At 70.0% G+C, this 23,887-nt stretch carries 19 protein-coding genes and 2 tRNA genes; 17 read left to right on the forward strand and 4 right to left on the reverse strand.

Annotated elements, in window-relative coordinates:
* Window positions 1-114 precede the first annotated feature (114 nt).
* The 12 genes from dnaA to SL103_RS00055 all read left to right on the forward strand — a co-directional run bounded on the left by dnaA (window position 115) and on the right by SL103_RS00055 (window position 16,562).
* Complete coding sequence (dnaA, locus tag SL103_RS00005; protein ID WP_079145480.1) at window positions 115-2,037, forward strand: chromosomal replication initiator protein DnaA; 1,923 nt, start codon at window positions 115-117, stop codon at window positions 2,035-2,037.
* Between the two features lie 977 nt (window positions 2,038-3,014).
* Window positions 3,015-4,145, forward strand: coding sequence for a DNA polymerase III subunit beta (gene dnaN, locus SL103_RS00010; RefSeq protein WP_069566737.1), 1,131 nt, complete (start codon window positions 3,015-3,017; stop codon window positions 4,143-4,145).
* Window positions 4,146-4,297: 152 nt separating this feature from the next.
* On the forward strand, window positions 4,298-5,176 hold the full coding sequence (gene gnd, locus SL103_RS00015) for a phosphogluconate dehydrogenase (NAD(+)-dependent, decarboxylating) (protein ID WP_069566738.1): 879 nt from the start codon (window positions 4,298-4,300) through the stop codon (window positions 5,174-5,176).
* A gap of 55 nt (window positions 5,177-5,231) precedes the next feature.
* Window positions 5,232-6,365, forward strand: coding sequence for a DNA replication/repair protein RecF (gene recF / locus SL103_RS00020; protein ID WP_069566739.1), 1,134 nt, complete (start codon window positions 5,232-5,234; stop codon window positions 6,363-6,365).
* Entirely contained in the window at window positions 6,362-6,895 is a 534-nt protein-coding gene (locus tag SL103_RS00025; protein ID WP_069566740.1) for a DUF721 domain-containing protein, read from the forward strand. The genes recF and SL103_RS00025 overlap by 4 nt, the downstream gene beginning before the upstream one ends.
* Before the next feature lie 296 nt (window positions 6,896-7,191).
* Window positions 7,192-9,249: a DNA topoisomerase (ATP-hydrolyzing) subunit B gene (gene gyrB / locus SL103_RS00030; protein WP_069566741.1), complete on the forward strand. Its 2,058-nt coding sequence runs from the start codon at window positions 7,192-7,194 to the stop codon at window positions 9,247-9,249.
* Between the two features lie 50 nt (window positions 9,250-9,299).
* Window positions 9,300-11,900, forward strand: a complete 2,601-nt coding sequence (gyrA, locus tag SL103_RS00035) for a DNA gyrase subunit A (protein ID WP_069566742.1) — start codon at window positions 9,300-9,302, stop codon at window positions 11,898-11,900.
* Between the two features lie 15 nt (window positions 11,901-11,915).
* On the forward strand, window positions 11,916-12,611 hold the full coding sequence (locus SL103_RS35650) for a DUF3566 domain-containing protein (RefSeq protein ID WP_079145482.1): 696 nt from the start codon (window positions 11,916-11,918) through the stop codon (window positions 12,609-12,611).
* Window positions 12,612-12,699: 88 nt separating this feature from the next.
* Window positions 12,700-12,773, forward strand: a tRNA-Ile gene (locus tag SL103_RS00045).
* 189 nt (window positions 12,774-12,962) lie between these two features.
* Complete coding sequence (locus SL103_RS35655; RefSeq protein ID WP_003958712.1) at window positions 12,963-13,097, forward strand: DLW-39 family protein; 135 nt, start codon at window positions 12,963-12,965, stop codon at window positions 13,095-13,097.
* A gap of 232 nt (window positions 13,098-13,329) precedes the next feature.
* Complete coding sequence (locus SL103_RS00050; RefSeq protein WP_079145483.1) at window positions 13,330-14,862, forward strand: vWA domain-containing protein; 1,533 nt, start codon at window positions 13,330-13,332, stop codon at window positions 14,860-14,862.
* A 269-nt stretch (window positions 14,863-15,131) separates the two neighbouring features.
* Window positions 15,132-16,562, forward strand: coding sequence for a hypothetical protein (locus tag SL103_RS00055; protein ID WP_069566744.1), 1,431 nt, complete (start codon window positions 15,132-15,134; stop codon window positions 16,560-16,562).
* 27 nt (window positions 16,563-16,589) lie between these two features.
* On the opposite strand, the gene SL103_RS00060 is transcribed toward SL103_RS00055, so the two are convergent.
* Both SL103_RS00060 and SL103_RS00065 read right to left on the reverse strand, forming a co-directional pair.
* On the reverse strand, window positions 16,590-17,933 hold the full coding sequence (locus SL103_RS00060) for a serine/threonine-protein kinase (RefSeq protein WP_069566745.1): 1,344 nt from the start codon (window positions 17,931-17,933) through the stop codon (window positions 16,590-16,592).
* Window positions 17,934-17,981: 48 nt separating this feature from the next.
* On the reverse strand, window positions 17,982-18,530 hold the full coding sequence (locus SL103_RS00065) for a helix-turn-helix domain-containing protein (protein ID WP_069566746.1): 549 nt from the start codon (window positions 18,528-18,530) through the stop codon (window positions 17,982-17,984).
* A 127-nt stretch (window positions 18,531-18,657) separates the two neighbouring features.
* Between SL103_RS00065 and SL103_RS00070 the strand changes: the two genes are divergently transcribed.
* Window positions 18,658-18,730: transfer RNA gene (locus SL103_RS00070), tRNA-Ala, on the forward strand.
* Window positions 18,731-18,914: 184 nt separating this feature from the next.
* Here SL103_RS00070 and SL103_RS00075 read toward each other — a convergent pair.
* Entirely contained in the window at window positions 18,915-19,634 is a 720-nt protein-coding gene (locus SL103_RS00075; RefSeq protein ID WP_069566747.1) for a DUF5324 family protein, read from the reverse strand.
* A 398-nt stretch (window positions 19,635-20,032) separates the two neighbouring features.
* Between SL103_RS00075 and SL103_RS00080 the strand changes: the two genes are divergently transcribed.
* The gene (locus SL103_RS00080) at window positions 20,033-20,560 is read left to right on the forward strand and encodes a peptidylprolyl isomerase (RefSeq protein ID WP_069566748.1); all 528 of its coding nucleotides are present in this window, start codon (window positions 20,033-20,035) and stop codon (window positions 20,558-20,560) included.
* A gap of 114 nt (window positions 20,561-20,674) precedes the next feature.
* Window positions 20,675-21,580 carry a rhomboid family intramembrane serine protease gene (locus tag SL103_RS00085; RefSeq protein ID WP_069566749.1) on the forward strand — a complete coding sequence of 302 codons (906 nt, stop codon included), beginning with the start codon at window positions 20,675-20,677 and terminating at the stop codon, window positions 21,578-21,580.
* Window positions 21,581-21,815: 235 nt separating this feature from the next.
* Here the strand turns inward: SL103_RS00085 and crgA are convergent, their stop codons facing one another.
* Window positions 21,816-22,073: a cell division protein CrgA gene (gene crgA / locus SL103_RS00090; RefSeq protein ID WP_069566750.1), complete on the reverse strand. Its 258-nt coding sequence runs from the start codon at window positions 22,071-22,073 to the stop codon at window positions 21,816-21,818.
* A 216-nt stretch (window positions 22,074-22,289) separates the two neighbouring features.
* Between crgA and SL103_RS00095 the strand changes: the two genes are divergently transcribed.
* Both SL103_RS00095 and SL103_RS00100 read left to right on the forward strand, forming a co-directional pair.
* On the forward strand, window positions 22,290-23,060 hold the full coding sequence (locus SL103_RS00095) for a DUF881 domain-containing protein (RefSeq protein WP_069566751.1): 771 nt from the start codon (window positions 22,290-22,292) through the stop codon (window positions 23,058-23,060).
* A 39-nt stretch (window positions 23,061-23,099) separates the two neighbouring features.
* Window positions 23,100-23,822, forward strand: a complete 723-nt coding sequence (locus tag SL103_RS00100) for a class E sortase (RefSeq protein ID WP_069566752.1) — start codon at window positions 23,100-23,102, stop codon at window positions 23,820-23,822.
* Window positions 23,823-23,887 lie beyond the last annotated feature (65 nt).

A 23,887-nucleotide genomic window follows, 5' to 3' on the forward strand; every position in this document is an offset into this window, starting at 1 on the left:
TGTGGACAACAACTTGAATCCCCAGGCCCGCCCTGACTACCGTGGCTGAACTCCGATTCCTTCCCGCCCGTCCTGAGAATCACACATTCGTGGGACTGTGAGAGAGCGTGCCCTGTGGCTGATGTACCCGCCGATCTTGCCGCAGTGTGGCCGCGCGTGCTCGACCATCTCCTGCGTGCGGATGCCGACGGCATCAAGCCCAAGGACCAGGACTGGCTCAAGCGCACCCAGCCGCTGGCGCTGGTCGCCGACACCGCACTGCTCGCCGTCCCCAACGAATTCGCCAAGGGCGTGCTCGAGGGCCGGCTGGCGCCGTTGATCGGGGAGGCCCTCAGCCATGAGTGCGGCCGCCCGATCCGGATCGCGATCACCGTCGACGACTCCTCCGAGGAGCCCGCGACGCCAGCGGCGCCCGCGCAGCAGCACCAGGCGCCGCAGCAGCACCAGACCTCACAACACCAGGCCCAGCAGCCCCCGCACCATCAGCAGTCGCATCAGTCACCGCAGCAACACGACGCGTACGACTACGACCCGCGGCGCGACTCCCGGCAGGGCTACGGGCACCAGGGCGACGACCTGCCCGGCGTCCGGCCGGCCTACCCCGACTACCAGCAGCCGCGGCACGAGCCCGGCTCCTGGCCGCAGCACCCCGGCACGATGAGCGGCGGCCCCGGCCCTCGCGAGGACTACGGCTGGCAACAGCAGCACCTGGGCGGCTTCCCCGACCGCGACGCCTCCGCGGACCAGTGGCGGGAGCCGTACGGCTCGCGGCCGCAGCACCAGCAGCCACAGGGCGACTACCGCGCCCAGGGTCCGGACCGCAGCGGGCCGCCGCAGCACTCCGACGGCGGCCGGCCGTACGACCAGCAGCGTCGCGATCTGGCCGAGCACCAGCCCGGCGGGCACAACGGCCGCTCGGGCCCCAGCGCCGTCCTTCCCGCGCCGAGCGGTGCGCCCGGCCCGCTCGCCGCGCAGCCCGCGCCGGCGACCGGTCCCGGTGAGCCGACCGCGCGGCTGAACCCGAAGTACCTCTTCGACACCTTCGTCATCGGTGCCTCGAACCGCTTCGCGCACGCCGCCGCGGTCGCCGTCGCCGAGGCACCCGCCAAGGCGTACAACCCGCTGTTCATCTACGGGGAGTCGGGCCTCGGCAAGACCCACCTGCTGCACGCGATCGGGCACTACGCGCGCAGCCTCTACCCGGGGACCCGGGTGCGGTACGTGAGCTCGGAGGAGTTCACCAACGAGTTCATCAACTCCATCCGCGACGGCAAGGCGGACGCGTTCCGCAAGCGCTACCGCGACATGGACATCCTGCTGGTCGACGACATCCAGTTCCTGGCGAGCAAGGAGTCGACGCAGGAGGAGTTCTTCCACACCTTCAATACGCTGCACAACGCCAACAAGCAGATCGTGCTCTCCAGTGACCGGCCGCCCAAGCAGCTGGTCACCCTGGAGGACCGGCTGCGCAACCGCTTCGAGTGGGGCCTGATCACCGACGTCCAGCCGCCCGAGCTGGAGACCCGGATCGCGATCCTCCGCAAGAAGGCCGTGCAGGAGCAGCTGAACGCGCCCCCGGAGGTGCTGGAGTTCATCGCGTCCCGGATCTCGCGGAACATCCGCGAGCTGGAGGGCGCGCTCATCCGGGTCACCGCGTTCGCCTCGCTCAACCGGCAGCCGGTGGACCTCGGGCTGACCGAGATCGTGCTGAAGGACCTGATCCCCGGCGGCGAGGACGCCGCACCGGAGATCACCGCCACCGCGATCATGGCGTCCACGGCCGACTACTTCGGGCTGACCATCGACGATCTCTGCGGCTCGTCGCGCAGCCGGGTGCTGGTGACCGCCCGGCAGATCGCCATGTATCTGTGCCGCGAGCTGACCGATCTCTCGCTGCCGAAGATCGGCGCGCAGTTCGGCGGCCGGGACCACACGACCGTGATGCACGCGGACCGCAAGATCCGCGCGCTGATGGCCGAGCGGCGCTCGATCTACAACCAGGTCACCGAGCTGACCAACCGCATCAAGAACGGCTGAGGGCCACCGAGGCCGGCAGCCAGCCGTCAGGCGCGCCCAGGGCGCTCCGGGACCCGTTCCCGGAGCGCCCTTCTTGTTGCCGCGGCCTCCTGGGGAAGTGCGGGAGCGCAGTCAGGAAGAGCGGGGAGAGCGTTCCGTACGGCCCGCGAACGGGGCCTCTCAGAGCCCGCGAGCCGCCCGTAGCCCCCTGTCGGGTCCGTCCCGAGCCTGTGGAGCGCGCCGGCGGTGTTCGATTCCGGGCCTGGTCACGGCCTCTCTCCACAGATTGGGCAAGATTCTTCCGTCCACACCCTGGGGAGAGGAAAGTTATCCCTGTGGGATCCACAGGCTGGTGTACTGACGGGGCATCGGGGGAGGTCAGGTGGGTGTGGAATTGTGGCCAACCACTCTCCACAGCCTGTGGACAAAGTTTTCGTCCACAGGACGGTGGATGGCTTGTCCACCGTCCGCCCACAGGTGAGCCGCTGTTGTCCCCAGCGATCCCGGGCTTCTCCACACCGCTGTCCACTGTTCGGCAACGCAACACCCTCACTCACCGGGGCGAGTGAAAGCCGTCACATCAAGGTGCTGGGTTGGGCTGTGGGGAACGTGGGTAAAGCTGGGGATGGCACTGGGGAGAAGTACCCGTCCCCTGTGCATCGGGTGTGCAGAACTTTGGGCGGTCCACAGAACCGCTGGCTTATCCACGGCCGCCACCCACAGGGGCAGTGGACAAAAAATCCGCGCTGACCTGCGATGAAGCAGTTGTCCACGGTTTCCACAGGCCCTACTACTACGACCACGGATATCTACCGGGGAACTCGCTCGGAAACGGGGCCTGTGCACAACTTGGCCGCCGAGCGTCCCTGACGGGTCGAGTCGACTTGACCCCGAGCCGCACCGAGTGTCGGTGGCGTGCGTCAGACTGGTCTCCGGCAACCCAGCCGACGACGAAGGCCAGCAGGGCGAGAGCCAGCAACAGCAGGAGGCGGTTTCCGGTGAAGATCCGGGTGGAGCGCGATGTACTCGCGGAGGCAGTGGCCTGGGCGGCCAAGAGCCTCCCGGCCCGTCCGCCGGTGCCCGTCCTCGCGGGCCTGCTGCTGAAGGCCGAGGACGGCGCACTGAGCCTCTCCGGCTTCGACTACGAGGTCTCCGCGCGCGTCTCGGTGGACGCCGAGGTGGAGGAGGAGGGCACGGTCCTCGTCTCCGGCCGGCTGCTCGCCGACATCTGCCGCGCGCTCCCCAACCGCCCGGTGGAGATTTCCACCGACGGTGTACGCGTCACCGTCGTCTGCGGCTCCTCGCGGTTCACCCTCCACACCCTTCCTGTGGAGGAATACCCGTCCCTGCCCACGATGCCCACCGCCACCGGCACCGTCCCCGGTGAGGTCTTCGCCGCGGCCGCCGCCCAGGTGGCCATCGCCGCCGGCCGTGACGACACCCTCCCGGTGCTCACCGGCGTACGGATCGAGATCGAGGGCGACACCGTCACCCTGGCCTCCACCGACCGCTACCGCTTCGCCGTGCGCGAGTTCCTGTGGAAGCCGGAGAGCCCCGACGCCTCCGCGGTCGCGCTGGTCCCCGCCAAGACGCTGCTGGACACCGCCAAGTCCCTGAGCAGCGGTGACACCGTCACCCTCGCGCTCTCCGGCTCCGGCCAGGGCGAGGGCCTGATCGGTTTCGAGGGCGCCGGCCGCCGGACGACGACGCGTCTGCTGGAGGGCGACCTCCCGAAGTACCGCACGCTCTTCCCGACCGAGTTCAACTCGGTCGCCGTGATCGAGACCGCCCCGTTCGTCGAGGCCGTCAAGCGTGTGGCGCTGGTGGCTGAGCGGAACACCCCGGTCCGGCTGAGCTTCGAGCAGGGCGTGCTGATCCTGGAGGCCGGCTCCAGCGACGATGCACAGGCTGTGGAGAGGGTCGACGCCGACCTGGACGGCGACGACATCTCGATCGCCTTCAACCCCGGCTTCCTGCTGGAGGGCCTGTCGGCCATCGACTCCCCGGTGGCGCAGCTGTCCTTCACGACCTCCACCAAGCCGGCGCTGCTGAGCGGCCGCCCGGCCAAGGACGCCGAGGCCGACGACGCGTACAAGTACCTGATCATGCCCGTGCGGCTGTCGGGCTGACCGTGCCGAGCGGCCGGCTGCTCCTCGGGGTCCTTGCGGCGACTGGCTGAAGGGCCCCGATGAGCGGCTGAGCCCACAGCTGTGCACGGACCTGCGGGCGTAGGCTCGGACGCGGGTACAACAGCAACGACTACGTGCAAAGAGGGTCTCTGATGGAGCTCGGCCTCGTCGGTCTCGGCAAGATGGGCGGCAACATGCGCGAGCGCATTCGCCGCGCCGGCCACACCGTCATCGGATACGACCGCAACCCGGACCTGGCGGATGTCAACAGCCTCCAGGAGCTTGTGGACAAGCTCAAGGGCCCGCGGGTGATCTGGGTGATGGTGCCGGCGGGCGCCGCCACCCAGGCCACGATCGACGAGCTGGCCGGGCTGCTCTCGCCGGGCGACATCGTCGTCGACGGCGGCAACTCCCGCTGGACGGACGACGAGAAGCACGCCGTGGAACTGGGCATCAAGGGCGTCGGCTTCGTCGACTGCGGTGTCTCCGGTGGCGTCTGGGGCCTGGAGAACGGCTATGCGCTGATGTACGGCGGCCAGGCCGAGCACGTCGCCAAGGTGCAGCCGATCTTCGACGCCCTCAAGCCGGAGGGCGAGTTCGGCTCCGTGCACGCCGGCAAGGTCGGCGCCGGGCACTTCGCGAAGATGGTCCACAACGGCATCGAGTACGCGATGATGCAGGCGTTCGCCGAGGGCTGGGAGCTGCTGGAGGCCGTCGACTCCGTCACGGACGTGCGTGAGGTCTTCCGCTCCTGGCAGGAGGGCACGGTCATCCGTTCCTGGCTGCTCGACCTCGCGGTCAACGCACTCGACGACGACGAGCACCTGGGCAAGCTGCGCGGCTACGCGGAGGACTCCGGCGAGGGCCGGTGGACGGTCGAGGCCGCCATCGACAACGCCGTGCCGCTGCCCGCGATCACGGCCTCGCTCTTCGCCCGCTTCGCCTCCCGCCAGGAGGACTCCCCGCAGATGAAGATGATCGCCGCGCTGCGCAACCAGTTCGGCGGGCACGCGGTCGAGACCAAGAAGTAACAGCAGCAACAGCAGTACCAGCAAGGAAGCAGCCGGGGGAGGTCGGCGCACCGCCATGCACGTATCGCACCTGTCACTCGCCGACTTCCGCTCGTACGCCCGGGTCGAGGTCCCGCTCGACCCGGGCGTCACGGCTTTCGTGGGCCCCAACGGGCAGGGCAAGACGAATCTGGTCGAGGCGGTGGGCTATCTGGCCACCCTCGGCAGCCACCGCGTCTCCTCGGACGCGCCGCTGGTGCGGATGGGTGCCGAGCGGGCGGTCGTCCGGGCCGCGGTCGTCCAGGGCGAGCGGCAGCAGCTGATCGAGCTGGAGCTGAACCCCGGCAAGGCCAACCGCGCCCGTATCAACAGGTCCTCGCAGGTCAGACCGCGCGATGTGCTCGGGATAGTGCGGACGGTGCTGTTCGCGCCGGAGGACCTGGCGCTGGTCAAGGGCGACCCGGGCGAGCGCCGGCGGTTCCTGGACGAGCTGATCACCGCGCGCTCGCCGCGGATGGCCGGGGTGCGCTCGGACTACGACCGCGTCCTCAAGCAGCGCAACACCCTGCTGAAGACGGCGGCACTGGCGCGCCGGCACGGCGGCCGGCAGATGGACCTGTCCACCCTCGACGTCTGGGACCAGCATCTGGCCCGCGCGGGCGCCGAGTTGCTGGCCCAGCGCCTCGATCTGATCGCCGCGCTGCAGCCGCTCGCGGACAAGGCGTACGAGCAGCTGGCGCCGGGCGGGGGACCGCTGGCGCTGGACTACCGGGGCTCGGCCGGCGAGGCGCCGGCCGCGTCGACCCGCGAGGAGCTCTACGCCGTCCTGTTGGCGGCGCTCGGTGAGGCGCGCAAACAGGAGATCGAACGCGGGGTCACGCTCGTCGGCCCGCACCGCGACGATCTGCTCCTCAAGCTGGGGCAGCTGCCGGCCAAGGGGTACGCCAGCCACGGTGAGTCCTGGTCGTACGCGCTGGCGCTGCGCCTGGCCTCGTACGACCTGCTGCGCGCCGAGGGGAACGAGCCGGTGCTCGTCCTGGACGACGTCTTCGCCGAGCTGGACGCGCGCCGCCGGGAGCGGCTGGCGGAGCTGGTGGCACCGGGCGAGCAGGTGCTGGTGACCGCGGCGGTGGACGACGACGTGCCCGGTGTGCTGGTCGGGGCGCGCTATGCGGTAGCCGACGGCGCCGTGGAGAAGGTGACCTCGTGAGCGAGGAGCAGTCCGACCGGCCCAGGACCCCGGAGCTGTCCGGCGTGGACCTGGCCCGGCAGGCGCTGGTGGCCGCCAAGGAGCAGGCGCGTGCGCGGGGCGCGGCCGCCCAGCAGAAGAAGCAGGCCCGGCGCGGGGGCCTGCGCTCCGGCGCGCGGGCGGACGGTCGCGATCCGCTGCCGCTCGGTGCCGCGATCAACCGGCTGATCACCGAGCGCGGCTGGGAGACCCCGGCCGCGGTCGGCGGGGTGATGGGGCGCTGGCCGCAGTTGGTCGGGCCCGAGGTGGCGCAGCACTGCGAGCCGCAGCGGTACGACGAGGACGCCCGGGTGCTGACGGTGCAGTGCGATTCGACGGCGTGGGCGACCCAGCTGCGGCTGCTGGCCCCGACGCTGGTGGCCCGCCTCAACGAGGACCTCGGCCACGGCACCGTGAAGCTGATCAAGGTGCTGGGTCCGGGAGGTCCCGCACGCAGATACGGGGCGCTGCGGGCGCCCGGCAGCAAGGGCCCCGGCGACACCTACGGGTAGGCCCCGGGCAGCGGTAAACCCCTGCGACGGGTGAGACTCCGCTCACGGTAGCCGCCGGTTGACAGCCGGAAGCGCTGAGTGCCCGTGTGAGCGTCCTGAGGACCCGTCTCGAATATGGGGAGTCGGCGGACGGAGGTTCAGGGCGGCACATGACGACTCAGGTGCCTGCAAACCCCCATGAGTGTCGGCGCCACCGGTACACTGGTAGCAATCCCGCCCACTCGCGGAACATGTCGAACGACGCAGCCGCTCCCGCCTGACTCACCGGGGTGACCCACACAGGCGCGGAATGGCTCGTGCTGTGCCAGAAAGGGCGCTTCGTGGCCGACTCCGGCGACCTCAACGAGAACAACACAGCTTCTACTGAAGAGGAGGGGGTTCCGGCCGGCGCCATGGGCGACTCCTCGGAGGAGAAGTCGTACGACGCCAGCGCGATCACCGTCCTCGAAGGCTTGGACGCGGTCCGTAAGCGCCCTGGCATGTACATCGGCTCGACGGGCGAGCGCGGTCTGCACCACCTCGTGCAGGAGGTCGTCGACAACTCCGTCGACGAGGCGCTGGCCGGCCACGCCGACACCATCGAGGTGACGATCCTCTCCGACGGCGGTGTGCGGGTCGTCGACAACGGCCGCGGTATCCCCGTCGGCATCGTCCCGTCCGAGAACAAGCCGGCCGTCGAGGTCGTGCTGACGGTGCTGCACGCCGGCGGCAAGTTCGGCGGCGGCGGGTACGCGGTCTCCGGTGGTCTGCACGGCGTCGGTGTCTCCGTGGTGAACGCGCTGTCGACCAGGGTCGCGGTGGAGATCCGCACGGACGGCTACCGCTGGACGCAGGAGTACAAGCAGGGCGTGCCCACCGCCCCGCTGGCCAAGCACGAGGCCACCGACGAGTCCGGCACCTCGGTCACCTTCTGGGCCGACCCGGAGATCTTCGAGACCACCACCTACAGCTTCGAGACGCTGTCCCGGCGCTTCCAGGAGATGGCGTTCCTCAACAAGGGGCTGACCATCTCGCTCAAGGACGAGCGCCCGGACCACGTGGACGAGGACGGCAAGCCGCTCTCGGTGCGGTACCACTACGAGGGCGGCATCGTCGACTTCGTGAAGTACCTCAACTCGCGCAAGGGCGAGCTGGTCCACCCGACGGTCGTCTCGGTGGAGGCCGAGGACAAGGAGCGGAACCTCTCCGTCGACCTCGCCATGCAGTGGAACACCCAGTACAGCGAGGGTGTCTACAGCTTCGCGAACATCATCCACACCCACGAGGGCGGCACCCACGAAGAGGGCTTCCGCGCCGCGCTGACCGGCCTGATCAACCGCTACGCGCGCGACAAGAAGCTGCTCCGCGAGAAGGACGACAACCTCACGGGTGAGGACATCCGCGAGGGCCTGACGGCGATCATCTCGGTCAAGCTCGCCGAGCCGCAGTTCGAGGGCCAGACGAAGACCAAGCTGGGCAACACCGAGGTGAAGACCTTCGTCCAGAAGGTGGTCCACGAGCACCTCAACGACTGGCTGGACCGCAACCCCAACGAGGCCGCGGACATCATCCGCAAGGGCATCCAGGCGGCCACCGCCCGGGTCGCGGCCCGTAAGGCGCGCGATCTGACCCGCCGCAAGGGCCTGCTGGAGACGGCGTCGCTGCCGGGCAAGCTGAGCGACTGCCAGTCCAACGACCCGACCAAGTGCGAGATCTTCATCGTCGAGGGTGACTCCGCCGGCGGCTCGGCCAAGTCCGGCCGCAACCCGGAGTACCAGGCGATCCTGCCGATCCGAGGCAAGATCCTCAACGTCGAGAAGGCCAGGGTCGACAAGATCCTGCAGAACAACGAGGTCCAGGCGCTGATCTCGGCGTTCGGCACGGGCGTGCACGAGGACTTCGACATCGAGAAGCTCCGGTACCACAAGATCATCTTGATGGCGGACGCCGACGTCGACGGTCAGCACATCAACACCCTGCTGCTCACGTTCCTCTTCCGCTTCATGCGCCCGCTGGTCGAGGCCGGTCACGTCTACCTCTCCCGTCCGCCGCTGTACAAGATCAAGTGGGGCCGGGACGACTTCGAGTACGCCTACTCCGACGCGGAGCGGGACGCGCTGGTCGAGCTCGGCAAGCAGAACGGCAAGCGGATCCGCGAGGACTCGATCCAGCGGTTCAAGGGTCTCGGTGAGATGAACGCCGAGGAGCTGCGCGTGACGACCATGGACACCGACCACCGTGTCCTCGGCCAGGTCTCGCTGGACGACGCGGCACGCGCCGACGACCTGTTCTCGGTGCTCATGGGCGAGGACGTCGAGGCGCGCCGCTCGTTCATCCAGCGCAACGCCAAGGACGTCCGCTTCCTCGACATCTGAGCCCTGTCGGCCCGATCAACAGCCGCAGCTCGAAAGGACTTTGAACCACCATGGCCGACGAGAACCCCCCTGTGACCCCGGACGGCGTGACCGCCGAGGGCGCGCCCGCCGCCATCGAAGGCGTCGGGATGCGTGTCGAGCCCGTCGGGCTCGAGACGGAGATGCAGCGCTCCTACCTCGACTACGCGATGTCCGTCATCGTCTCGCGTGCGCTGCCGGACGTCCGGGACGGCCTGAAGCCCGTCCACCGCCGGGTGCTGTACGCGATGTACGACGGCGGCTACCGCCCCGAGAAGGGCTTCTACAAGTGCGCCCGCGTCGTCGGCGACGTCATGGGTACGTACCACCCGCACGGCGACTCCTCGATCTACGACGCCCTGGTCCGCCTGGCGCAGCCGTGGTCGATGCGGATGCCGCTGGTCGACTCCAACGGCAACTTCGGTTCCCCGGGCAACGACCCGGCCGCGGCCATGCGGTACACCGAGTGCAAGATGAAGTCGCTGTCCATGGAGATGCTCCGGGACATCGACGAGGAGACCGTCGACTTCCAGGACAACTACGACGGCCGTAACCAGGAGCCGACGGTCCTGCCGTCCCGCTTCCCCAACCTGCTGATCAACGGCTCGGCCGGTATCGCGGTCGGTATGGCCACCAACATCCCGCCGCACAACCTGCGCGAGGTCGCCGCCGGTGCCCAGTGGGCGCTGGAGCACCCGGAGGCATCCCACGAGGAGCTGCTGGAAGCCCTGATCGAGCGGATCAAGGGCCCGGACTTCCCCACCGGCGCGCTGGTCGTGGGCCGCAAGGGCATCGAGGAGGCGTACCGCACCGGCCGTGGCTCGATCACAATGCGCGCGGTGGTGGCCGTCGAGGAGATCCAGAACCGCCAGTGCCTGGTGGTCACCGAGCTGCCCTACCAGGTCAACCCGGACAACCTCGCCCAGAAGATCGCCGACCTGGTGAAGGACGGCAAGATCGGCGGCATCGCGGACGTCCGTGACGAGACCTCGTCGCGCACGGGCCAGCGTCTGGTGATCGTCCTCAAGCGGGACGCGGTCGCCAAGGTCGTCCTCAACAACCTCTACAAGCACACCGACCTGCAGACCAACTTCGGCGCGAACATGCTCGCGCTGGTCGACGGGGTGCCGCGCACACTCTCCCTGGACGCGTTCATCCGCAACTGGGTGACGCACCAGGTCGAGGTCATCGTGCGGCGGACGAAGTTCCGGCTGCGCAAGGCCGAGGAGCGGGCGCACATCCTGCGCGGTCTGCTCAAGGCGCTGGACGCCATCGACGAGGTCATCGCGCTGATCCGGCGCAGTGACACGGTCGAGGTGGCGCGCGAGGGCCTGATGGGCCTGCTGCAGATCGACGAGATCCAGGCGAACGCCATTCTCGAGATGCAGCTGCGCCGGCTGGCCGCCCTGGAGCGCCAGAAGATCACCGCCGAGCACGACGAGCTGCAGCGCAAGATCAACGAGTACAACGCGATCCTGGCCTCGCCGGAGCGGCAGCGCCAGATCATCAGCGAGGAACTCGCCGCGATCGTCGAGAAGTTCGGCGACGACCGGCGCTCCAAGCTGGTGCCCTTCGAGGGCGACATGTCCATCGAGGACCTGATCGCCGAGGAGGACATCGTCGTCACGATCACCCGTGGCGGCTATGTGAAGCGCACGAAGACCGATGACTACCGCTCGCAGAAGCGCGGCGGCAAGGGCGTCCGGGGCACGAAGCTCAAGGAAGACGACATCGTCGACCACTTCTTCGTCTCCACCACCCACCACTGGCTGCTGTTCTTCACGAACAAGGGCCGGGTCTACCGCGCCAAGGCGTACGAGCTGCCGGACGCCGGCCGTGACGCACGCGGTCAGCACGTGGCCAACCTCCTGGCCTTCCAGCCGGACGAGCAGATCGCGCAGATCCTGGCGATCCGCGACTACGAGGCCGTGCCGTACCTGGTGCTCGCCACCAAGGCCGGCCTGGTCAAGAAGACGCCGCTCAAGGACTACGACTCGCCCCGCTCCGGCGGTGTGATCGCGATCAACCTGCGCGAGCAGGAGGACGGCACGGACGACGAGCTGATCGGCGCCGAGCTGGTGTCGGAGCACGACGACCTGCTGCTGATCAGCAAGAAGGCCCAGTCGATCCGCTTCACGGCGACGGACGAGGCGCTGCGCCCGATGGGCCGGGCCACGTCCGGTGTGAAGGGCATGAGCTTCCGCGAGGGCGACGAACTGCTCTCGATGAACGTGGTCCGCGCGAACACCTACGTCTTCACGGCGACCGACGGCGGCTACGCCAAGCGCACCGCGGTCGACGAGTACCGCGTCCAGGGCCGCGGCGGTCTCGGCATCAAGGCCGCCAAGATCGTCGAGGACCGGGGTTCGCTGGTCGGGGCGCTGGTCGTCGAGGAGACCGACGAGATCCTGGCGATCACGCTCAGCGGTGGCGTCATCCGTACGCGGGTCAACGAGGTGCGCGAGACCGGTCGTGACACCATGGGCGTCCAACTGATCAACCTGGGCAAGCGCGATGCCGTCGTCGGCATCGCACGGAACGCCGAGGCGGGCCGCGAGGCCGAAGAGGTCGACGGGGACGTGGTGCCCGACGAGACCGACGCGGCCGAGGGGACCGAGCCCGCGGCGGAGTAGCACAAGGAGCAGGTCGTGAGTGGAGCCACGGGCGCTACAGCGGGTGGACGAGGAGCAGCGAAGGACTCCTCGTCCGGGCCCGCTACCGTGACGGAAGACAGCGCCCGTGGCTCTGCCGTTTCCGACAACGGCCCCCGGGACGAGGGCTCGCCGCACCAGGGGGGAACCGTGACAGACACCCGTCAGCCGCAGCCGCAGCCTGAGCCTCAGGGCCAGCCCCGGCAGACGCAGGACGGCCGCCAGCAGCCGTACCAGCCGCCTCAGGCGTATCCCAGCGGTGCCGGGCGGGGAGAGGGGCCGGCGGCCCGCCTGCCGCGTACGGACGCCCGTACGGTCCCGCGGACGCGCAAGGCCCGGCTGCGGGTGGCCCGGGCCGATCCGTGGTCGGTGATGAAGGTCAGCTTCCTGCTCTCCATCGCGCTCGGCATCTGCACGGTCGTGGCCGCCGCGGTGCTGTGGATGGTCATGAACGCGATGGGCGTCTTCTCCACGGTCGGCGGGACGATCAGCGAGGCGACCGCCAACGGCGACGGCGGCGGCTTCGACCTGCAGGGCTTCCTGTCGCTGCCGCGGGTGCTGCTGTTCACGTCGATCATCGCGGTGATCGACGTGGTCCTGGCGACCGCGCTGGCCACCCTCGGCGCCTTCATCTACAACCTGTCGGCGGGGCTCGTCGGGGGCGTGGAGCTCACTCTCGCCGAGGACGAGTGAGGCCCTGACGGAAGGGCGTTCCCGGGCCCCGGGGAACCGATTTTGGGAACGCCTCTGAAGTGCGCTAATCTTTCGGTGCAGCGAACGCGCGGCTATAGCTCAGACGGTTAGAGCGCTTCCCTGATAAGGAAGAGGCCCCAGGTTCAAGTCCTGGTAGCCGCACTGCACAATCGGCCCGGCCGGGGAACTCCCCGGCCGGGCCGATTCGTTGTACGGAGGCGGAAGTTGGTCCGCGTCGGACGCTGCGGATGAGGCGTTGCCGACCGCGGGCTAGGTAACCGATCGATATCGACCGGTGTGTATCATCGGCCGACATAGGTCCCCTACGTCAACGAAAGACGAGGTCGCGCGGTGAAGAAGCTTCTCCTGGTCGCACTGGCCGCCATCGGCGGGCTCCTCGTGTACCGCCAGATCCAGGCGGATCGCGCCGAGCAGGATCTGTGGACGGAGGCGACCGACTCCGTGCCCGCAGGTTCGGGTGTCTGAGACCCAAAAACGCACAGCAGGTTCGTACGGACCCCGATTGCCCGAGGGCGGTCGGGGTTTCGTATGTCCGGGGGCGGCGTGACGGTGGGGCCGGACGCCGGCCGGGGTGGCTGATTGTCGTTGCAGGACCGTGACGGCGACCCCTCTTGGGTTTGCTATAGCACATAAATAGCTTGCAGGAGCAAAGCTTCTGTCTGTGGCGTGACCAGCAGGACACACGGGGGATCAAGGCATGGCACTCCGACCACGCAGGGGGGCGGTGGCGTTGCTCGGGGGGCTGCTGTTGGCCCTGACCGCCGCGCCCTTTCCGGCCACCGCGGCCGCGCCCGCCGCCGCACCGTCCGCCGACGGCTCCGGCATGGTGATGGTGCTCGACTCCTCGGGCTCGATGGCCGCGGACGACGGCTCGGGCAGCACCCGGATCGCCTCCGCCCGGAAAGCCGTGGGCACGGTCGTCGACGCCCTGCCGGCCGGGTATCCGGTCGGCCTGCGGGTCTACGGGGCCGACAAATCCAAGGGGTGCGACGACACCCGGCTCGCCCAGCCGGTCAGCCCCCTCGGCCGGGCGGGTCTCAAGCGGGCCGTCGCGGGCGTCAGGCCCAAGGGCGACACCCCCATCCGGCTCTCCTTGCACAAGGCGGCGCAGGATCTGCCCGCCGCCGGCGGGGGAGCGACCGGCAAGCGGACGATCCTGCTGATCTCCGACGGCGAGGACAACTGCCAGGCGCCACCGCCGTGCAAGGTTGCCGCCCAACTCGCCGCGTCCGGTGTGGATCTGCACATCGACGCCGTCGGATTTCAGGTGGCGGGCAAGGCCCGTGCACAGCTGGAGTGCCTCGCCGAGGCCGGCAACGGCCGGTACTACGACGCGCCTGCCGCCGCGTCGCTCGCCCGCCAGCTCCAGCGGGCGGGGCAACTGTCCGTGGCCAGCTACCGGTTGAAGGGCCGGCGCCTCCACGGTGCGGCGGCCAGGGGCGGTGCGCCGAGCATGGGCCTCGGCCAGTATCTGGACTCCATCGGACCGAACGAAGAGCGTTACTACGCCGTCGGGCTGGACGCGGTCTCCACGGCGGACTTCTCGGCGACCGTGGCACCGCAGTCCGGTGCGACCGTCGGCCTGCTCGACACGGTGCGCACCCGCATCGACTACGGCACCGACAGCACCTGCGAGTCGGCCACCGGGATGTTCGGGCAGACGGAGAGGGCGACGCCGCTCACCTCGGCGGTCAGCCGGGTCCCCTCGCAGAACGGCTACGGCCCCTGTGACAAGGCGGGGCGGCACTGGCTGGTCGTCGAGCGCCGGTCCGCCAAGGGCTCGGACGCCGCGCGGTGGCCGATAGAGCTGACGTTTCACGTGGAACATCCGCTGAAGAATGGCGTCACGCCCGCCCAGTCGGAGCCGGAGTACGGAGCGGGCGGCAAGGACGCCACGCTGCCCACGACCGCGCCCCAGGACACCACCGGCGGCACCGGTTTCAACGACGCCCGCGCGCTGCGCCCGGGCGTCTGGCGGGACAAGGTGCTGCCGGCCCAGACCCTTTGGTACAAGGTGCGGGTCGGCTGGGGCCAGCAGCTCCGCTACGACGTGGAGTTCGCCAACGAGCCGACGGTCAAGGGCCACAGCTCCACCACGACCTACGGCGGCACCCAGGTCTACACCCCGTCCCGTACGCCGGTCGGCAGCGGCACCGGCCGGTTCGACCCGCAGGTGCCCTACGACGGGCGACTGACCGCCCTCAGCATGGGAACGGTCCCGGTCGCCTGAACCAACCGCTATGAGGGGCACCCCGATGTCACCCCCGTTCGCGACAAGGGCGACTGAATCCGGGCCCTCGCCGGACGGCGCGCCGGGCGGCAGTGGAGGATGGTCCACCGGACGTGTGGTGGCGCTCGCCGTGGGCGCTGTGGGCGTGCTGCTGCTGGCCGGCGTCGCGCCGGCCTACGTACGGGCTCGCAGGAAGCCGGCGGGCGCGGGCGGGATTTCGGACCGATGAGGGGTGGCTCGTGGTGACGGGGCGCAGGACGACTCGGGCGATGTTTCACGTGAAACAGGGACGCAGAGCGATTGCCGTCCTGGCGGCGCTCGCCGCGGGAACGGCCCTGCCGGGGGTGATGGCGGTGGCCCGGGCCGAAAGCCTCCCCGGCTACCGGACGGCGAAAGGCGCCACAGAGGTCCGGGGCACCTCCAGCGCCGCGGACGCCCCACAGCTGACGCCCGGTGTGCACACCGACGCCATCAAGCGGGGTGAGCAGAAGTACTACGCGGTCACCCTGGACGCCCGGCACACCGCGTACTTCTCGGCGGTCGCGGCGCCCCGGCCGGGCACCAAGGTCGAGGACTACAAGGACAAGCTCACCATCAGCATCCAGGACAGCAGCGGGACTTCCTGCGGGCCGGACGCGACGCCGTCCTTCAACGGCGGCGGTATGGCGTACCCGATCGCCGACTACGCCGCCCGACGCATCGGTGCCGACCGTACGGAGTGCCAGAAGGCCGGCCCGTACTACGTGGTGGTCAAGCGGGAGGGCTCGGCCACGTCCGGGTCCGACCCCTGGCCGATCGAGCTGGATCGCCTCGATGAGCCGCCGCTCAAGGGCGTGGCGCCGGCGCGGCCGGCACCGGGCAGCTGGAGCACCGCGGCGCCTGCCCCGCGCACGGACCCCACGAAGCGCACCGCCAGGGGTGGCACGGGCTTCAACGACGCCGGTTCGGTCGCCCCCGGCGTCTGGAAGGACCACATCAAACCCGGCGAGACCCGCTTCTACCGGGTCCCGGTGGACTGGGGGCAGCGGCTCAATCTGAGCGCGGAGCTGCCGAACGCCTCGTCCGGAGCCACCGACTTCCTCCCGAGCGCGCTCGGGCTGGCCGTCTACAACCCGGCCCGTGGCGCGGTCGGTGCGCCCAACTTCGTTCCGTACCAGGGGAAGCCGGCCGTCGCCCCGGAATTCACCGCGCCCGTCGACTACGGCAACCGTCTCAACCCGACGGACTCGGTCAATGCGATGCGGTTCGCGGGGTGGTACTACCTCGCGGTCAGCCTGAGCCCCAACACCGCGCGCTTCTTCCCCAAGGGCACCGAACTCACCCTCCGGGTGGACGTCCGGGGCGCCGCCAAGGCCGGACCGGGCTACGCCGAGCCGGCCGGCACCTTCTCCGTCACGCCTGAGGATCAGGAGACGGCGCGCAACGGCCAGACCGCGGAGGAGGCGGCGAAGAGCGGCACACTGACCACCGTCGGCTACGCCGGGATCGGCGCCGGTTCGGTGCTGCTGGCGGGGCTGGGCGCCTGGACCCTGGCGGCCAGGCGGTCGGCGGCGCGGGCCCTCGCGGGGCCGGGCACCGGGCCGGTACCGCTGCCGCAGGCCACCACTGAGGCAACCCCGTCATCCCAGCCGACGCAGCCGGGACGGCCCGGACAACAGCCGCCGCATCAGCAGCAGTTCCGGCCTCCACAGGGCTGGTAGACCGCGGCAGCCGCCCCTGGGCCCGGGTCAGGCGGAGAGCAGGGCCCAGACGCCGACCGCGATGCACAGCAGCGCCACGATCAGCACCGGGACCGCGACCTTCGGGGGCGGTCCCGGTCTCCGGTTCAGGGCCGGCGGCGCCGCGGCGGTCACGCTCGCGAGCCCGCCGCCCGGGGGCTGTCCCGGCACCGGGTACGGCCCGGCCGTGTAGGGGCGGGTCGCCGGGTTCTCGTGGTGGACCGCGGCGGTCGGCTCGTACGCGGGAGGCGGGGGCGGCGACTGCGGCACCGGCAGGGGCACCGGTACGGACATCGGTGTGGACACCGGAGCGGGGCCGGGGAACGGGGTGGGGGTGGGTGTGGGCGTCGGCGGGGTGGCCGGCTCGGGCGGCGCGAGCTGGAAGCTCCCGGTGTCCGACATGGAAACGTGCCCGACGGCTCCGGTGCCCACCGCGGCGCCCGAGGTCGGCTCCGTGGCGGCTCCCTTGGTCTTCGGCGGCCCGTCCGGCCCGTAGCCGGCCGGCAGCGGGCCGATGTGGTCGAAGACCTCGACGAGCTCCTCCTCGACGGTCGGCTCCGGCAGCATCTCCACGGCGGCCAGGACGGCCTTGCGCGCCCCTGTGGCGGTCTTGAAGCGGCAGTCCGGGTTGGGGTGCACCAAGGACGCCAGCACCTGCCACAGCGGCTCCGGGACGTCCTCGGGCGCGTTCGGGATCCCGTGGTCGGCGAAGTGCCCGATCAGCTCCTCGACGTCCGGCTTGATCCCCGTGAGGAGGTAGAGCGCGACCAGGCCGACCGCGAACAGGTCCGCGGGGAAGTCCGGTTCGGCGCCCAGCATCTGCTCGGGAGCGAAGTAACCGGGCGTCCCCACCACATAGTTGGCCTCGGTGAGCCGCGGCTCGCCCTTGCGCATCGCGATGCCGAAGTCCGACAGCCGCAGATGCGGCCGCCCGGTGCCGGTGGCCTCCAGCAGGATGTTCGCCGGTTTGATGTCGCGGTGCACCACACCCTCCGCGTGCACCGCGGTCAGCCCGGCCAGCAACTGGTCGAGCAGCACGCACACGAAGCGCGGCGGCAGGGGGCCGTAGTCGCCGGTCAGATGCGCCAGCGAGCCGCCGTTCACCAGATCCATGGTGAACAGCACCTTGTCGTCGTCGGCGGCCCAGCTCGCCGGGGCCAGCACATGCGGATGGTCGATCCGCAGCGCCTGTTCGCGGACGAACCGCAGCAGGGTGTGCGCGTCGCTCTGCTGCAGCACCTTGGCCGCGACGTAGCGACGGCGCCGGTGGTCCCAGGCGCGCCAGACCGCGCCCACTCCACCTCGGCCGATCGGATCGATCAGCTCGTACCGACCGGCGAAGATCTCACCCATTGCGCCCCGTCCGCTTTCTCGCGACGTCCCCTGTGGCCGGCCGTGGAGCTAGTTCTGGTGCCCCTCGTAGTGGGCGACCGCGTCCGCGGTGCGGCCGGCACCGTAGACCCGGAGGAACTCTGCCAGTTCGGGATGAGTGGGGGCGAGAGTGTTCGCGGCATCGATGATGTCGCCGGCGTCGGACACCGATCGCAGCAGCGACTGGATCTCGCGGACCACCCGCCGCACCGTGGTCGCGCCGGTCGACGAGGTCTGCTGTGCGGTGTTGTTGAGCACCGAGCCGCCCGCCGTCTTCTTGATCTCCTCCATGCGGTCGGTGGCCTCGGCGGCGCTCACGCTGCCGTCCGCGACCTGACCGGCCAGTTCCTGCAGCGCCTGGACCCGCTGGACCACGGCCGGGTTGCCTATCTTCGCCCGCTGCCCGCTCATCAGCTGGGACAGCATCGGGGCGGAGAGGCCCAGCACGGCGGCCAGTCGGGCCTGGTTGAGGCCGAGATCGTCGATGAGACGGCGGAACAGCGCTCCCAGCGGCTCTCCGTACCAACTGCGCTGCAGCTCCCGGGCCCGTGCGGTGGCTTCCTGCTGTGCTGCGTCCATGCCGTCTCCCCTGTCTCCCCGGTCGCTTCGCTGCCGCGAATCTCGCGAAGCATCCTACGGAGAGCGACGGGGTGCGGCGATACCCGGTCGGGAAAGGTGCCGGACACCGGGTACCCTGGTCCGCGAAGGGGCCTTAGCTCAGTTGGTAGAGCGCTGTCTTTGCATGGCAGATGTCAGGGGTTCGACTCCCCTAGGCTCCACTCCCGAAAGCCCTTCGATCGGTGGAAATCGCTGGTCAGAGGGGCTTTTTTGATGTCTGGGCGGCGCTGACGGGGTATCACGCGCGACCCTGCGGGGCGCGGAGGCAGCCGTATTGCGGCCGGGCCGCGCCCACTGCCCTCTCAGGGGCGGGGACACGGCCCGGAAAATTCGGTCGGACGCTGCTCAGGCCGTGGTGCCGCCACCGCGTTCGTCGGCCTCCGCCTCGGCCTGCTTGGCCTGGACCTCGGGGTCGAGCGAGGCGCCCTCGCTGCCGTCGACGGCGCTCAGCCGGCCGCGGTCGCTGACCTCCGTCGGGGCCGGCGGCTCGACCAGCCAGTCCGGGTTGGCCTGCTTGTCCCACCATTTCCAGGCGGCGACCGCACCGCCGGCCAGGATGCCCAGCACGGCCAGCCGCTTGGCGAGCTTGCCGCACTTGGCGCGGCGGCTGTGCTTCTTCTGGATCTTGGCGATCTCGGCGGCCGTCACCTGGCCGCGGAGCGCGGCGAGCGCGGCGCTGCCCCGGGCGACGACCTCCTCGCGCACCGGCTCGGCCGCGGCCCGGGCACTGGTCACCGCGTGCTCCAGCCGCGGTGCGGTGTACTCGGCGGCCTGGTGGGCCGCCTTGCGGGTACGGCAGGCCGCCCGGGTCGCCGCGGCGTCCACCTTGGGCGGCAGGGCGCCACGGGCATGCTCGATACGCGGGTGGAGATGCGCGTCGTACTGATGACGGGCCTGGTGGGCGGCCTCGGCCACTTTGGGGGCCAGCCGCGCACGGGCCTCGTGCGTGTACTGCACGGCGGCGTCCTTGGCCGTACCGGCATACGGAGCCACCACCTCCGCGGCGTGCCGCACGCTGTCCTTCGCCGTATCGGTCGCGGCGCGCACGCTGTCCTTGCGGGTCACGGGATCCTCCTCCTCGGTGGCGTGGTCCGGGGGCTATGGGGGTTGGTCCCCCATGTCTGCTGTGTCGCCTGTCCACCCGTTTGAAGATCATGCCCGCTCGCGGCTCGTACGGCATGTGAGAGCGGGCATCCGGGTCATTACGGACGCTTCCCGAGCCTCCTTGACGACAATGCCACGGTTTGCCGGTTCCGGCGCCTGATATCCGTACAAAGGCTGGTACAGGCAGCGCTCCGGTCGTGACCGGGCGCCCGGACGGGGCCCGCGAGGCAGGCCGAGGGACGGGGCCGGGGGCCACAGAAAATACGCGCGAAGCACATCGGAGGGCGGTGCTCGGAGAGCGGGCGGGAGGTTCGTGCGAGGATCGGGGACCGTCAGCGAAGACTTATGGAAGGTTGATCGTGGCTGAGCAGCTCTACGCCACCCTGAAGACGAACCAGGGCGACATCGAGATTCGGCTTCTGCCGAACCATGCACCCAAGACCGTCAAGAACTTCGTCGAGCTCGCCAACGGCGAGCGGGAGTGGACCCACCCGCAGACCGGTAAGAAGTCCACGGACCGGCTCTACGACGGCACCGTCTTCCACCGGGTGATCAGCGGTTTCATGATCCAGGGCGGCGACCCGCTGGGCAACGGCACCGGCGGTCCCGGCTACGAGTTCGGGGACGAGTTCCACCCCGACCTGGCCTTCAACAAGCCGTACCTGCTGGCCATGGCCAACGCCGGCCCGGGCACCAACGGCTCGCAGTTCTTCATCACCGTCGCGCCGACCGCGTGGCTGACCGGCAAGCACACCATCTTCGGTGAGGTCAGCAACGAGGCGGGCAAGAAGGTCGTCGACGCGATCGCCGCCGCGCAGACCAACCCGCGCACCGACCGTCCGGTCCAGGACGTGGTGATCGAGTCGGTGGTCGTCGAGACCCGCTGAGCCGCGTCTTGTGCCCCGGAGCGGTCCGGGGAACCATTGCGCCCCGCCCGGTCGTACTCCGGGCGGGGCGGTGTGTTTGACGCGCCCCGGACACGGAAGAGGACGAGGGGACCGATGGACCAGGTGCCAGGCAGCCCGCAGGAGCCACAGGACGCGCGGGGCGACGGCCCGCAGGGCTGCTACCGCCACCCGGATCGCCCGACCGGCGTCCGCTGCACCCGCTGCGACCGGCCGATCTGCCCGGACTGCATGGTCAGCGCCTCGGTCGGATTCCAGTGCCACGAGTGCGTACGCGGCGGCAGCGGCACCGGCCACGCACCGCAGGCCACGGTGCCGCGCACGATAGCGGGCGGCACGATCGCGGCCGACCCGCGGCTGGTCACCAAGATCCTCCTGGGCCTCAACGTCGCAATGTTCCTCGCCGTACTGGCGACCGGCGACGAGCTGGTCGGCCGGCTCGATCTGCTGGGGCTCGCCTTCGACCCGAACCGCTACCAGCTGGTCGGTGTCGCCGAGGGCGAGTGGTACCGCCTGGTGACCGCGATGTTCCTGCACCAGCAGATCCCGCACATCGCGTTCAACATGCTCTCGCTGTGGTGGCTGGGCCCGCCCCTGGAGGCCGCGCTCGGCCGGCTGCGGTTCACTGCGCTCTACCTGATCTCCGGGCTGGGCGGCAGCGCCCTGTCGTACCTCCTGGCCGCGCAGAACCAGCCCTCGCTGGGCGCTTCCGGGGCGATCTTCGGGCTGCTGGGCGCGACCGCGGTGCTGCTGCGGCGGCTGAACTACGACATGAAGCCGGTGCTGATCCTGCTCGGCCTCAACCTGGCCTTCACGTTCCTGTGGCCGAACATCGCCTGGCAGGCGCATGTGGGCGGCCTCGTCGTGGGTGCCGCGGTGGCGTTCGGGATGGTGCATGCGCCGCGTGACCGCCGGACCGCGATACACGTGGCGACCTGTGTGCTGGCGCTGCTCGCGATCGGTGCGGTGGTGTGGGTACGGACCCTTCAGCTGGTGGGCTGAGGAGTCCGTCCCGTCAAGTTGTCCACAGTGCGTGGCCGATCTTGTGCATGCTGTGCGGAACCGGTACCGCCGCCCCTCTGACCTGCATTTCCCCAGGAAGGGCAGGGGGAGAGGGAGGCCGGCGGCAGGTGCCGCCGATCACACCGGCGTCAACCTCCGGAAGGTTATCCACAGATCTTCTGAAGTTTTCCCCGGCTGTGGATAACCGTGTGGATGGCCTTGGGCAGGGCTTGCGCTACTTCCACTGGGTCGATACGCCGAAGCCCACCGCGATGAAGCCGAAGCCGCAGACGATGTTCCAGTTGCCCATGGCAGCGATCGGCAGATCCCCCTCGGACACGTAGAACATGACGATCCACACGAGCCCGATCAGGAACATCGCCAGCATCAGCGGCGCCACCCAGCCACGACCTGAGTTCATCTTCAGGCTGGTGGTGGTCTTCGCCGGCGGCGGCGTGAAGTCGTCTTTCTTGCGGATCCGTGACTTCGGCACGAGGAACTCTCCTGTCGATGCGCTGCTCCCCCACTCGCGACGTCGCTCGAGCGGGATGGGGGGACCTCCCGCTCGGTGAAGCCGAGAGTAAGGGAACTCCCTCCGCGCGGGGGAGGTACGAGGTGCGCCAGGGTGCGGACGCGATGGGGAGCGGATTCCTTTCCCGGGCGTCAGTTAGCGTAGTGCTTCCGCGGCGTCGTAAGGAGCAAGGGTACGTTGAGCACTTCCGCTGACTCCTCACCTCGCCCCGGCCGGCCCCGTCTGCGGCCCGCGCGGCTGCTCACACTGGTGGTCTTCGCGCTCGCCGGGATGCTGTTCTGGCTGAGCTTCGACACCGCGCGGGGCACCAACCTCCGCTCGGACGACTCCATGCTGCGGCTGTCCGACCTCATCCAGGAACGCAGCCACAAGAACGGCGCCCAGGACGACCGCAACGCCACCCTGCGCGAGGAGGTCGACGCCCTCGCACGGCGGGACAACGGCAGTTCCAAGGCCGAGGACGCCAAGCTCAAGTCGCTGGAGAAGAACGCCGGCACCAAGCCCCTCTCCGGTCAGGGCGTGAGCGTCACGCTCACCGACGCCCCGCCGAACGCCACCGCCAAGATCCCGGGTGTGCCCGAGCCGCAGCCCAACGACCTGGTCATCCACCAACAGGACCTCCAGGCCGTGGTGAACGCCCTGTGGCACGGCGGCGCCAAGGGCATCAAGGTGATGGACCAGCGGCTGATCTCCACCAGCGCGGTGCGCTGCGTCGGCAACACCCTGATCCTCCAGGGCCGGGTCTACTCCCCGCCGTACAAGGTCACCGCCGTGGGCAACCGCGACGCGCTCAACAACGCACTGACCGCCTCCCCCGCCATCCAGAACTACCTGCAGTACGTCAACGCCTACGGCCTGGGCTGGAAAGTCGACCAGCACGAGGCGGTGACTCTTCCCGGCTACTCCGGCACAGTGGATCTCCACTACGCACAGCCTGTGAAGCCGTAGCCCCGCACGCCGCGGGGCGGCGGGGAGGGGCGGGGCCGAATGACGGTGCGGGGCCGGACGACGGCGCGGTGGCTCGTACGGACGCTCAGCGAGATCTGCGTCACGGCCGGCACGCTCATCGTCCTCTTCGTGGTCTACCTCCTCTTCTGGACCGGCGTACGCGCCGACAGCGCCATGGACGGCGAGATCGGCAGGCTCCAGCACCAGTGGTCGGCCGGACCGGCTGTCGCCCCGGACCGTACGCCGGCGCCCGGAGAACGCGCCGCCCCCGCCGCACGGCCCCGCCGCTACGCACCGGGCGCCTCCTTCGCCGTCATGTACATCCCGCGCTTCGGCCCGGACTGGGCCAAGCCCGTCCTCGAAGGCACCGGCACCGAGGTCCTGCAGCGCGGCCTCGGCCACTACGGCGGCACCGCGCACCTCGGCGAGGTCGGCAACTTCTCCGTCGCCGGCCACCGCCGCACCTACGGCGACCCCTTCAAGGACTTCCCGGAGCTGCGCCCCGGCGACGCCGTGGTCCTCACCGACGGCACCACGTGGTTCACCTACCGCATCGACAACCGGCCCTACACGACACTCCCCGGTGACATCGGGGTGATCGACCCGGTCCCCAGGAAGTCCGGCTTCAACGGCCCCGGCCGCTATCTGACGCTGACGACCTGCGAGCCGGAATGGGGCCACAGCCACCGGCTGATCGCCTGGGCCCACCTCGACGCCACCCAACCCGTCGCCCAGGGAAGGCCATCGGCTTTGACCGGCTGACCCCCCTGCGCCCGCCCTCGCCCCTTACTCTGGTGTCGCAATCGACATCGTCATCGGCATCGGCA

The sequence above is a fragment of the Streptomyces lydicus genome (assembly GCF_001729485.1).
GTDB classification, from domain to species: domain Bacteria; phylum Actinomycetota; class Actinomycetes; order Streptomycetales; family Streptomycetaceae; genus Streptomyces; species Streptomyces lydicus_D.